Here is a 12,071-nt window from a genome sequence, read left to right as displayed (position 1 = left end):
AAAATCGAGAGGATCTTCGAGCATTGCCTTTACATATGTTGAGTGGGCTAAATTTTATTGAATTTTTTTTCGAATTCTACTCAGCTGGGTGGGTGTGATCCCCAGATGTGAGGCGATATGTACCAGTGGTATTCTTTTGTCCAACCCAGGATGGCTCGCCAACAATTCTTGATATCGAGCCGTAGCATCGGTCATCACGATATCGATTTCTCTTTTTTCTTTTTCGATCACCCAATTCTTTTCTAAATAGGCAATGTAGAAATTTTTGAAGTCAACGGACTCATTAATCAGCTGACGATAACGGACGTAATTGAAACTGATGATCTCACAATCTTCGATGGCTTCAAGCGCAAATCGAGAAGGTGTGTTGGTGAGGTAAGAAACTGTAGAGCCAACTAGGTTACCCTCTAGGAAAATGTTCTTGTTGTAGGTGTTGCCTTCGGTATCCAGGAAATAGGCGATAATTGCTCCGCGCTTAAGTATATAGACTTCCTTGGCAGTAGACCCTACTCTAAGTAAAAATTCATTTTTACTCAGCGTTTTAATCTTGGCCATAGCGTATAGTTCATCCAGTGTTTCCTGCTTGAGGGCATGATAATCGAGGAAAACTTGATCTATAAACGCTTGATATTCTTTAGTCAGTAGCATGTATGAATCTGAACTTGAATCAAATGAATCCACTAATAATTAGGATGATACCGTAAGATAATAGAATTGATTGGCTTCAAAAGACCCAACAATTACCATTTGCCAGACGACTCATTTCAAAAGGAATTGATCAATAACTTTCCTTAGTTCTTGATCATTTTTATTGAGTATAGGTAAGGTATTTTACTTCCATATTTCTCAAAGACCCACTTTCCTTTTTCTATTTCCACCATATGGTCGAAACAATTGTAAACTTGATATGGATACTCATTGAATGATTCCAATTGCAATCCGGCATTTCGCAGACTACTGATTACTTCACTAAGGCTATGGTTCCATTCGACATATTTTAAATTCTTTTTTTCTGTTTTCGAACCATCAGTATAAGATTCATCCGCAATGGATTCCATGGGTCCAGTCTTAAAGTACGACTCCTTGATTTTCATATCCTGATGATCCAATGTATAGATAAAAGGATGAAACTCAACGATGAAGAAAACTCCATTGGGTTTAAGAAATCGATGAACTAATTCAGCCCATTGGTCTAAATCCTCCAGCCAGTTTAGAACGCCATATGATGTATAGATAATGTCATATGCTCCTTCTAAATGTTTGTCCAAATCATATACATTGGAATTGATAAAGTTGGCAGGAATATTTAGTTCGGAAGATAAGTCCCTAGCTACTTGAATCGCTACATCAGAAAGGTCAACTCCAGTCACATTGGCCCCAAGTCGTGCTAGTGATAAGGTGTCCATTCCAAAATGGCACTGCAGATGCAGCAAATCTTTGCCAGACACATGGCCTAACCCTTCTAGTTCTATATGATTGAGTGACGAGGCTCCATTTTTAAAAGACTCGACATCATAAAAATCAGAGTCTACATGGGAAGGAGTGAACTCATTCCAGCTTTCTTTATTTAATTCAAAATAATTCATATTGGTGTTGTTAATGTTCATCATTGAACATGAAAATACCATTAGTCAATCGATGATGATGAAAATAGTCTCGCTGATTTTTTCAGCTTTTTTCATCCAACAAGACCTTGGCTTCCTGCTCGGTACCGAGAAAAATGGCGATTGCCCTGGTTTTAGGATTATGGTCTAAAATAATTTTAATAATCATGGTCAGAGGAACGGACAAAAACATACCGATGGTTCCTAGAACAAACCCCCAAAAGATCAATGCAAAAAATATGACAAAAGTTGAAAGGCCTAAACCCTTTCCCATGACCTTTGGTTCCACCACATTTCCTACCACTATATTGACTACTAAAAATATGATCATGGTCCATACTGCTCCCCCTACGCCTAGTTGAACTAGAGAAAACAATAAGGCAGGCAAGGCGGCTAGAATCGAGCCAATATTTGGAATGTAATTCAGTAAAAAGGCCATCAATGCCCACAGAATGGCATAGTCTACGCCTACAATCAAAAGAGCCACCCATATCAGCAATCCTGTAAGCAGACTGGTCATGGTTTTGATACTTAAATAGTGGCGAATACTTCCAACCATTTTTTCAATATAACCTTGAGTACTTCCTTTATCCAGGACAACCGCTGAGATTTTGATCACGACCCCATCCGCTTCCAGCAGAAGAAATAGGACGAGAAAAAAGATCGTAAATGCATTGCCCATAAAACCTCCCAGTTGCCCTAAAAAAGTAGCTGTGAGCCCCATTATTTTTCCTGGATCCAACTGCTTGGCAAGCATGCCAGAGTTTAAACTAAATCCTCTTGCATTCAGCACCTCAAACAAAGAATTTCTTATTTGCCTTAAGTTGTTGGCATATATTGGTGCATCATTGGAGAATGAAGACAATGATTTTCCAATCAAACCTCCAAAAAACAAGAATAAAGTTGTGATAAAAAGCAACACAAGGGCTATGGCTGCTCCTTGAGGAACCTTCTTTGACTGTAGCCAACGGATTGGCTGAATACAGATAATACCAATAAAAAATGCCAGCAGCAATTGTGTGATTAATGTTTGGGCGTACATCACACCAGCTATAATGATGATAAACGAAGCCGTAGTCAGGGCTGGGTTGGAATAGTTTTTATTAGTAGTCATAGGCTGAAGATAGTTTAATTCTGAATTGAAAAAAAAGTTCATAGGTACTGGAATATCTTTTCATCTGATTCAAACTGCTATTCATCAAGAGCAAAAAGTAACAATTGATACTCTTCGTAATTTATAGCATACTACAACGCTAGCATAACATCAAAGTAATTGGATGGCACCGCCAATTCAAGTAAATTTATATCTATGGCTCAATTCACTTTAAACATTAACAACAATACCCACCAAGTAGATGTGTCTCCGGACACTCCATTACTTTGGGTATTGAGAGATCACATCGATCTTGTAGGCACCAAATTCGGTTGTGGCATTGGACAATGCGGCGCATGTACCGTGCATTTAGATGGGACAGCGACCCGGTCCTGCTTATTGCCCATCTCAAGTATCGGGGACAAATCGATCACCACGATCGAAGGACTTTCTGAAAATGGAGATCACCCGGTACAAAAAGCATGGATCGAACACGACGTAGCCCAATGCGGCTATTGCCAATCAGGTCAAATTATGACTGCAGCCTCGCTTCTGGAGCGAAATGCAAATCCTTCAGATGAGGATATCGCGCAAGCCATGAATGGCAATATTTGTCGATGTGGAACATACACACGGATCAAGGCAGCGATACAAACAGCTTCCAAAGAGGTTTAACCCTTTCCATTTCTTCTTTTCTTCATTCAAACCTTGAATACCATGACTCTGATCAAAACAAAATATAACAGACGCTCTTTCTTAAAAGTATCCTCCGCAGCCAGTGGCGGACTGATACTTGGTTTCAGTTGGCTGGCCTCTTGCACCCCAACCTCCAACCAACTCAAAAGTATGCCGGAGGAATGGTTTGACATCAACGCATTCCTTAAAATAGGAGACAATGGCATTGTTACCATCATGTCACCCAATCCTGAAATAGGCCAAAACGTGAAAACTTCGATGCCTATGATCGTGGCAGAAGAACTAGATGTGGATTGGAAAGATGTAGTGGTAGAGCAAGCGGGATATGACAGTCAAAAATATGTACGCCAAATAGCTGGAGGCAGTCAGTCTATCCGACATGGATGGCAGGGCCTCAGAATGGCTGGAGCAACGGCCAGAAGAATGCTTTTGGAAGCAGCCAGCAAAAAATGGAACGTGCCTGTCAGTGAATTGAAAACTGAAAACGGCATCATTAGTGATGGAGCAGGTCAAACGATTAGCTACGGTGAAATTGCCTCAGCTGCAGCCAATATCACTGTACCAGAAGAAGTGGATCTCAAAGACCCTAAAGATTTCAAAATTATCGGTCAGCCGACAAAAAATGTGGATGGCCCAAAACTGATCAAAGGAGAACCTCTTTTTGGTTTGGACTACAAAAAAGAAGGGATGCTCATTGCCATGATGGTCCACCCGCCAGCTTTTGGCATGAAATTACAATCTATTGACGATACCGAAGCCCGATCCATGCCTGGGATCAAAGACATCTTTGCCATCAACTCACTTCCAGAAGGAACAGAAAAACAATGGTCTGATGTGAATGCCTTTCCGGATTTAGCCGTGGTGGTGGGTAATTCCACTTGGGAGGTTTTGGCAGCGAAAAAGAAGCTCAAAGTAGCATGGGAAAAAGTATCTGACGGTGAAAACACTACAGATCACTTTAAGCAGCTATCAGACCTGGTCGACCAAGTAGAAGCTGGGGAAGACAAAAGAATAGACGGCAATCCGGCGCAAGCCTTCAAATCTGCCAGCAAAGTACTAAGCCAAAAATATGGAGCGCCATTTTTAGCACACAATACTATGGAGCCCATGAATTTCTTTGCTCATGTGACTGCAGATAAAGCAGAGCTCGTTGGCCCTATCCAAACGCCTCAGTTTCTACACAAAACTTTAGTAAGTGTGCTGGGATTGCCTGAAGACAAAATCTCGATCATGATGACCCGAATGGGTGGTGGTTTTGGAAGAAGGCTCTATGGAAACTTTGCTGTAGAAGCTGCGGTGATCTCCCAAAAAGTAAATGCTCCAGTAAAACTGGTCTACACCAGAGAAGACGACATGACCCAAGGGACTTATCGCCCTGCCTATCAGGTGAAATATGAGGCCGCTTTAGATAAAGAAAATAAGCTTACTGGATTCAAAGTGCGCGGTGCCGGGATTGATGGAAGCCCTGTTTTCGATAATCGTTTTCCGGCTGGGGCGGTTGACAATTATTTAGCAGAAGATCAAATCCTCAAATCCAATATCTCAGTAGGCGCCTGGCGTGCACCGATGTCGAATTTTATCGCCTTTGCCGAACAATCCTTTTTAGATGAAGTAGCTGAAGAGGTAGGCAAAGATCCTATCGACTTCCGATTGGAATTATTCGATCGAGCCATAGCCAATCCGGTTGGAGAAAACAATGACTACGACCCGAAGCGATATGCTGGCGTTTTGAAGCTAGTCAGAGAAAAATCTAATTGGGGGCAAGCTACTCCCGGTATATCTAGAGGAGTTTCTGCCTATTACTGTCACAACTCCTATGTCGCACAAGTAGTCGACATCAAAATGGAAAACAATCTGCCGAAAATCCAAAAGGTATGGTGTGCCATCGACTGCGGTATTGTGGTCAATCCTGAAGGAGCAAGAAACCAGGTAGAAGGCGGCATCATCGATGGTATTGGTCATGCCATGTACAGTCAGATGACTTTCACCGATGGGAAACCAGATCAGAGCAACTTCAACAAGTACAAGCTCATGCGTCACCAGGAAGCTCCTCAGGAGATAGAGATATTCTTCGTACAAAACGGAATTGACCCAACGGGACTGGGCGAACCATCCCTACCACCAGTTGCTGCGGCCTTGGCTAATGCGATTTATGCGGCTACGGGCAAGCGGGTAAGACAACAGCCTTTTGTTGAAAATTTAGGGTAGAAATAGGACAATCATATTCATAAAAAAATCACTATCTTTTCGCTACCAACACAAACGCATTAGAAAGCAAATTGCAAATCCAGGAATCGGAATTGGTTCGTCTGCTTATCGCTAAAGACGAAAAAGGCTTTGAGTACTTGTACACCAACTACTCATCGGCTTTGTATGGTGTAGTTTCCAGAATCGTAATCGATCAGGACATTGCTGACGAAGTGCTGCAAGATGCCTTTCTAAAAATTTATCAAAAGATTGATGCCTTTGACGCAGCTAAGGGCAAACTATTTACCTGGATGCTGAATCTCTCACGTAATTTGGCGATCGACAAACTACGTTCGAAAGAAATGAGTCAGCGCCGCAAATCCGATCAGGTAGGTGATGCCGTATATAAACTGGATCGTGAAAGCACACCTTCTCAAGAAGATCGAATTGGGGTAAAAGAGTTGTTGGACCAGTTGGATGAAAATCAGAGGCAGGTGATGGACTTAGTTTATTTTGGTGGATTTACACAAGCCGAGGCGGCAGAAGAATTGAACCTTCCCCTAGGTACCGTAAAAACCAGGGTGCGTTCGGCTTTAATTTATTTTAGAAAAACATTAGACGTCAGATGAATATCGAGGAATACATATCGTCCGGTATTTTAGAGCTCTACGCACTAGGCGAGCTCTCTGGGTCTGAAAAGGCCGAGGTGGAGCAAATGTGCGAAGCACATGAGGAAGTCCGAGTAGAGCTGGCCCTGATAGAGTCTACTATGGGCGTGCTTGCTCAGCATTTGGCCACCGCTCCTCGTCCAGCATTGAAAGATCAAATCAAATCTCAATTGGACTTAAAATCCTCTGAAGCCAAGGAAATTCAAATGCCTGTCAAGCAAACCGAAAAGCCGTTCAGTCTGGCCATAGCCGCTTCTATCACTATTGCTATATTGACTTCAGGACTGGCCTTCTACTTCTACAGTCAATGGCAGTCGGCAGAAGATCAATTGGCGGTGATGATTGCTCAAAATCAGGAGGTGGCCGACAACTATCGATTTGTTAATAAAAAATTAGAAAGCCTGGAAACAGATGTGGAGATATTGGGCAACCCGAATTTTGCACGAGTAGCTATGAATGGCACTGAAAATTCACCGGGATCTTTAGCCACTGTATTCTGGAATAGCAATACACAAGATGTCTACCTAAAAATTCAAAACCTTAAGGATTTGACTCAGGATCAGCAGTATCAACTCTGGGCCATAGTGGATGGCGTTCCCGTGGACATGGGTGTATTTGACAATGGGTCTGATTTATTGAAAATGAAATCTGTGGCAGCCGCAGCTGCTTTTGCTGTAACCATTGAACCTCGAGGCGGAAGCAAAGACCCAAGCCTGGAGACCATGCAAGTAGTGGGCACAACAGAAGTTTAACCTTCTTTTTTTAGTTAGTCATGACCAAATTCGTACTACCTATTTTCTGCTTTTTCACCTTTTCCTTTCAGTCGTTGGCTCAACATGATTTTGACGACCTCTATGAATCTAATGCCACATTTAAAGACTACATAGAGTCCAATATGGCGGATTACCAGTTATTTGGAAAGGAATCTGTTCTGGAAATAGAAATCAAATCTGATTTCAAAAAACTCAACAGCAAAAAAGATACTTCAAAATATCAGAAAGCCGTGATCAAATATGCTTTCAATGATACGGTGACCATACATAGAAAAATAGGCATTAAGGCTAGAGGCAACTTCAGAAGAGCAAATTGTAATTACCCTCCGCTCAAATTGAACTTCCCCAAAAAGAAGGTGAAACTTGACATGCTCAAATCGTTCGACAAAATGAAAATGGTGGGTAACTGTCAGTCAGGCTCGACTTACGAGCAATATTTACTCTCTGAGTATTATGTCTACAAAATGCTAAACATTCTGACTGATTCCAGTTTCCGTGTCCGACTAATCAAAGTGAATTACTATGATACAGGCAAAAAAAGAGGAAAAGTAGAATCTCAGAGATACGCCTTTATCATAGAACCAACCAAGGCCATGGCCGATCGACTGGCTCGTCATATAGACGAGAACACAAGTTTCCATTATGGACAGTTTCCTCCGGAAAACAGACATTTGGTAACCCTGTTCAACTATATGATTGGCAATACTGACTTTTCTATTTTAGCTCGGCACAATATGAAAACCATTATGCCCAACGAGGAGTCAAATTATATCCTTCCACTAGCAATTCCCTACGATTTTGACTACTGTGGGATGGTGGACCCTCCATATGCCATACCAGCAGACATACTTCCTATTGATGATATTACCCAACGACTCTTCAGAGGGCCATGCGAACCATTTGAAGACTATCAGCCTACGCTGGCCAAATTCCAATCAAATAAGAACCAGTTGTATGATTTGATAGGTAGTTCTACTCTTCTCAACAAAAGCACCAAACAGCGTATGACAGGCTACCTGGATTCGTTCTATGAAATTGTTGATGACGAAAAAAGATTAAAAAAGGAGCTCACTGTCAATTGCAAGTAGCTCCCAATTTCTCTTTTCATCTACTTAATTTTAATTCCATCCATATCCTTTATGCGGCCTGTGACCAGCCAGCCTCCAAAGCTTTCGGATACGGCCAAGAGCAAAGTGTTCTTACCTTTCTTCAGATCTAAATAGACACCATCGAACAACCCTATGGTACCCAAATATCTATAGTCTCTGGATCGCCAAAAGTTCGTCCCCTTGTAAATCGGTTTACCATTGAGAATGGTGACCACTCGATCACTATAGCCAAATTCAAAATACTTGAGTTGGTCTTTATCCGACTGAATTGTCACTTTGGCAAACACTGTTTCACCAGGCTCACCATTATACAAGTTTTGAACCCTTGATATATTGGCAGCAGTACCTTCTTCGACTTTCACAGACCTTTCCCACTTCCTGGCTTCAATTACAGCGGGTATTTTCGACGGGTCTTCCAATAGCTTCTCTTCAAACATATCTGAGATTTCCCATTCCGGAATTAAACCTTCTATTGGCTTTCTTGGTATCGGATTGAAATTTTTAATCTCTGTAGCATTCGGATCAACTTTGACATTGGCAATGTGCAACCCCGTTACTCTACCCCCTCTGAGGATAATGCTTCCTGGCTTTACTGGCATGGTCAATTCCCAAGAAAGGTTAGGCTCGTCTGCATAGTCCAGATACACCTGAGCTCGTTTGCCATTGACCACTACCTTCACGTGCGTCCAGCCCTCATAATTGAAGGTATGAGCAAAAGAATATCGTTCTCCGAACATCAGTTGCCACGGGGTAAGGTTATTGACTAATGGAGCCGCTTGTGTGGCGTCTTCCAGACCCGAAAGGTGAAGTCTCATAAAGAACTGCTCTCCATTGACACCGTCGCTTCGGAAATAGACCCCCGGGTAGCACCTTTCTTCTTTCAAGAAGATATCATATTCGATGGTACCATTCAAAAACTGCGTATTCTTGAGCGTCATAGCACCAATTAAATAGGCTGATTTTTTCCCTTTGTACTCTTCAATCACATATCCGCGACCCTGGAAATCCCAGGTATTGGTGTCAATGGGGATAATTTCCTGTGCTGATAGTTGAGTGAAGAATGATGTAATAGTGAGTAGTAATAAGATTGTCTTTTTCATCGCATTTTATTTTGGTTACCACAAAATAGAACCAACGATAAAAAGTCAACTAACCAATCCTGTTCAAGTTGGTACAATCCTATTCAGCGCTATTTCCTTTGCGCAATTGAATAGCAAAGGCTGCCAATGACATTAAGGCCGCTACGAGCCAGGCGTATTGAATGTATTGTTTGCCAGCTAGTGTGTAATCCCATGAAATGGATCCTGCTACTACTACATTCATCAGCAAAATCAAAAGATTGACGATGTGCCGCCTATGACTTTTCCTGGTTCCAATAAGTATGGCCATGTTGCAAGCCCCTGCGACAATCTGAATAGCTCCAAAAATCACCTTGCCCTCTCCTAATAATCCCGCTCCTCCCAGGAAAAACAAAATCCCATTAACGACAAAAACAATGGTGGAAAGTTTGTGCTTATTCATAGACTTTGAGTGTTAATAACTATAGCTGATACCGAGTAACGGTAATTTAGTCATTAACCTATCTATTTCCTTTCTAATAACCCTTTATAATGGAACCAATTTCGATAAGCCAAGAACAGGTTGGACAACATGACAAACAAGGCTATAGCCAATCCCTCTGGAGCTAAAAAAGAATGCACCCCTAGAATATTGACAGAGATCGGGAAGATAACAACCGTAGCCAAAGGCACGAACCTGCCTGTAAGAAAGGCAAGTCCACAAATCAGTTCCAAAGCTTTTACAGTTGGCATGATATACCCTGCGGCCATCAGACCTTCATTGAAAATTTTCATGTTACCGGTTAATTCGGGCTCAGGTACGAGATCCAAAAAATACGTCCCCGAAGCAAATACAAATAAAAGTCCAAGCAGTACTCGGATAATGATAGTTGCAGTTTTCATAATGATTATTGTTAGTTGTTAAAACTTAGAATCAAAAACTCTTCATGAGTGTAAGTTCACACCACTTCGAAAAACGGTAGTCTCTTTTTCCTACAATTCTAACTCTCTAATTTCAATAAGAGTTCATCCAATTTTTCGAGCGTTGCATTCATTCCATCTTCCATACCCATATTAATCACCGTCTCTAAATCTTCCAGAGAATTATAGGTAACCACAGTCTCCACCAACGAATTTTCTTCTTTGTCCAAAAAACTTACTCTCCATTTGGCACTCGGTAGCTCCTTGTTAATCTCTCCAGCTTCATTGCAAAATGCGTCCTGTGAAGTATAATAGTCGATAGGTACGATAGTCTCGTATGAGGTCCAGCCCCAATATTCTGTGCCGTTAGGCTCAACCATTGCATAGTGCCAATGTCCTCCCTCACTGAAATTCATGGACTTTGTTTTTGTAGTCAATGGTTTGGGGGCAAACCATTGATCAAGCAACTCACTTTTTGTATAGCAGTCCCAAACCAATTGGCGCCCTGCGGCAAATTCGCGTTTGATAGTTAGCGTGTTTTTCGTCTTGTCGACGAGAAAATCAAATTGTAATTCACTTCTCATTTTGTGATTTCTTAATGGTTAATAATAAATTGTCCAGCTGATTAAATCGACTCTCCCAAATTTTCCTAAACTGTTCCAGCCATTGGTCGATGTCTTTCATTTTTTCCACTTCCAGTTGGTAATGAATTTCTCGACCTTCTTGGTAGGATTTTATGAGTTCACACTCATTCAAAATTTGGAGATGTTTCGAAATGGTCGGCCGAGCCGCATCAAAATTTCCAGCAATAGCTCCAGCCGTCATAGTCTGAGAGGCCAGCAACACCAATATCGCTCTTCTGGTGGGGTCGGCAATCGCCTGAAAGGGGTCTCTTCTTAATTTCATTTGATTTAATATGTAGCTATTTGACTACACAAGTATATATGAAGTCATTTGGCTACGCAAATATTTAGCGGATTTTTTTCTTAAAAGTGATGTACGCTGTCTTAATTCAATCTTTAGATGTATTTGCCTTATAGAATTGTGTGATCAAATCAGCCAGTTCCTCTCCTTTTTCTTCTTGTATGAAATGACCGGCATGTAATATTTGATGCTTCTGATTTTTAGCTCCCGGAATTAGTTTTTGAAATACGGCTTCGGCTCCTTTCATGATCCGGTCCTCGTCTCCAAAAATGGTGAGAAAAGGTTTCTCCCATTGCATCAGCTTTTCCCAGGCCTGTTGATTGTTCTTAGCTTCCTTATCATCCTCATGGATGGGAACCAACGTAGGGAAAACTCTAGCCCCCGCTTTGTATTCTTCCGAAGGAAACGGCGCATTGTAAGCTGCAATTACCTCCTCAGCAAGTGGCTGTACAGTCCCCATATCGAGCACCTTTCCAATATCGAAGTCTGGCGAATGCTGTGAGAATTCTCGCCACTGCATAAAACTATCGGGCATCGGGATATTTCCAGTAGGCAGCGCGGTATTTGAGGCCACTACTCGGCTGAATCGATCACCCAAAACAGTAATCAATCTCAATCCTAGTAACCCTCCCCAATCCTGACAAAAAAGTGTAATTTCATTTAGATCCAACTGCTCAATAAATGTTGTGAGCCAGTCCAAATGATTTTGGTAACTATAGGCTTGCTTATCGACCCATTTGTCTGATTTTCCGAACCCAATCAAATCCGGCGCGATTACTCGAAAGTTGTGCTCAACTAAACCGGGAATCATTTTGCGGTATAGATAAGACCAGCTCGGCTCGCCATGTAGCAGTAAGACTACCGGTCCATCCTTTGGACCTTCCTCTACATAGTGCATCCTCAGGTCTTCTTCTACTTCTAAGTAATGTGGATCGAAAGGATAATCTTTAAGGTGGCTAAATCGCTCATCCGGTGTGCTTACTATTTTGCCCATATAGAAAGTTGAAGTAGTAGTTCTAGTAATTTACAACTTCCCGT

Annotated in this window: 14 protein-coding genes; 5 read left to right on the top strand and 9 right to left on the bottom strand. The window is 41.7% G+C overall.

Annotated features, from left to right (window positions below):
• Positions 1-54: 54 nt before the first annotated feature.
• From R8N23_RS06215 to R8N23_RS06205, 3 genes are all read right to left on the bottom strand, one after another.
• Positions 55-648 carry a Crp/Fnr family transcriptional regulator gene (locus R8N23_RS06215; protein ID WP_318170705.1) on the bottom strand — a complete coding sequence of 198 codons (594 nt, stop codon included), beginning with the start codon at positions 646-648 and terminating at the stop codon, positions 55-57.
• Positions 649-791: 143 nt separating this feature from the next.
• The gene (locus R8N23_RS06210) at positions 792-1,586 is read right to left on the bottom strand and encodes a class I SAM-dependent methyltransferase (protein WP_318170704.1); all 795 of its coding nucleotides are present in this window, start codon (positions 1,584-1,586) and stop codon (positions 792-794) included.
• A gap of 82 nt (positions 1,587-1,668) precedes the next feature.
• Positions 1,669-2,718 carry an AI-2E family transporter gene (locus tag R8N23_RS06205; RefSeq protein WP_318170703.1) on the bottom strand — a complete coding sequence of 350 codons (1,050 nt, stop codon included), beginning with the start codon at positions 2,716-2,718 and terminating at the stop codon, positions 1,669-1,671.
• Positions 2,719-2,913: 195 nt separating this feature from the next.
• On the opposite strand from R8N23_RS06205, the gene R8N23_RS06200 reads away from it, so the two are divergent.
• The 5 genes from R8N23_RS06200 to R8N23_RS06180 all read left to right on the top strand — a co-directional run bounded on the left by R8N23_RS06200 (position 2,914) and on the right by R8N23_RS06180 (position 8,109).
• Positions 2,914-3,372: a (2Fe-2S)-binding protein gene (locus R8N23_RS06200; protein ID WP_318170702.1), complete on the top strand. Its 459-nt coding sequence runs from the start codon at positions 2,914-2,916 to the stop codon at positions 3,370-3,372.
• A gap of 42 nt (positions 3,373-3,414) precedes the next feature.
• Positions 3,415-5,601 (top strand): xanthine dehydrogenase family protein molybdopterin-binding subunit, encoded by a 2,187-nt coding sequence (locus R8N23_RS06195; protein WP_318170701.1) that lies wholly within the window; start codon positions 3,415-3,417, stop codon positions 5,599-5,601.
• Positions 5,602-5,672: 71 nt separating this feature from the next.
• Positions 5,673-6,209, top strand: a complete 537-nt coding sequence (locus R8N23_RS06190; RefSeq protein ID WP_318170700.1) for an RNA polymerase sigma factor — start codon at positions 5,673-5,675, stop codon at positions 6,207-6,209.
• Positions 6,206-7,000, top strand: coding sequence for an anti-sigma factor (locus tag R8N23_RS06185; RefSeq protein ID WP_318170699.1), 795 nt, complete (start codon positions 6,206-6,208; stop codon positions 6,998-7,000). The genes R8N23_RS06190 and R8N23_RS06185 overlap by 4 nt, the downstream gene beginning before the upstream one ends.
• A gap of 20 nt (positions 7,001-7,020) precedes the next feature.
• The gene (locus tag R8N23_RS06180; RefSeq protein ID WP_318170698.1) at positions 7,021-8,109 is read left to right on the top strand and encodes a hypothetical protein; all 1,089 of its coding nucleotides are present in this window, start codon (positions 7,021-7,023) and stop codon (positions 8,107-8,109) included.
• 20 nt (positions 8,110-8,129) lie between these two features.
• On the opposite strand, the gene R8N23_RS06175 is transcribed toward R8N23_RS06180, so the two are convergent.
• The 6 genes from R8N23_RS06175 to R8N23_RS06150 all read right to left on the bottom strand — a co-directional run bounded on the left by R8N23_RS06175 (position 8,130) and on the right by R8N23_RS06150 (position 12,027).
• A complete protein-coding gene (locus tag R8N23_RS06175; protein WP_318170697.1) occupies positions 8,130-9,230 on the bottom strand; it encodes a hypothetical protein in 1,101 nt (366 codons plus the stop codon).
• A 79-nt stretch (positions 9,231-9,309) separates the two neighbouring features.
• Positions 9,310-9,651: a hypothetical protein gene (locus tag R8N23_RS06170; RefSeq protein ID WP_318170696.1), complete on the bottom strand. Its 342-nt coding sequence runs from the start codon at positions 9,649-9,651 to the stop codon at positions 9,310-9,312.
• Between the two features lie 62 nt (positions 9,652-9,713).
• Entirely contained in the window at positions 9,714-10,091 is a 378-nt protein-coding gene (locus R8N23_RS06165) for a hypothetical protein (protein WP_318170695.1), read from the bottom strand.
• 98 nt (positions 10,092-10,189) lie between these two features.
• The gene (locus R8N23_RS06160) at positions 10,190-10,693 is read right to left on the bottom strand and encodes an SRPBCC domain-containing protein (RefSeq protein WP_318170694.1); all 504 of its coding nucleotides are present in this window, start codon (positions 10,691-10,693) and stop codon (positions 10,190-10,192) included.
• Positions 10,683-11,015 carry a metalloregulator ArsR/SmtB family transcription factor gene (locus tag R8N23_RS06155; RefSeq protein WP_318170693.1) on the bottom strand — a complete coding sequence of 111 codons (333 nt, stop codon included), beginning with the start codon at positions 11,013-11,015 and terminating at the stop codon, positions 10,683-10,685. The genes R8N23_RS06160 and R8N23_RS06155 overlap by 11 nt, the downstream gene beginning before the upstream one ends.
• Before the next feature lie 106 nt (positions 11,016-11,121).
• Complete coding sequence (locus R8N23_RS06150) at positions 11,122-12,027, bottom strand: haloalkane dehalogenase (protein WP_318170692.1); 906 nt, start codon at positions 12,025-12,027, stop codon at positions 11,122-11,124.
• Positions 12,028-12,071 lie beyond the last annotated feature (44 nt).

The organism is Reichenbachiella sp., from assembly GCF_033344935.1.
Classification (GTDB): Bacteria; Bacteroidota; Bacteroidia; order Cytophagales; family Cyclobacteriaceae; genus Reichenbachiella.
Note: the sequence above shows the minus strand (reverse complement) of the source record. Positions and strands in the feature narration are given on the sequence as shown.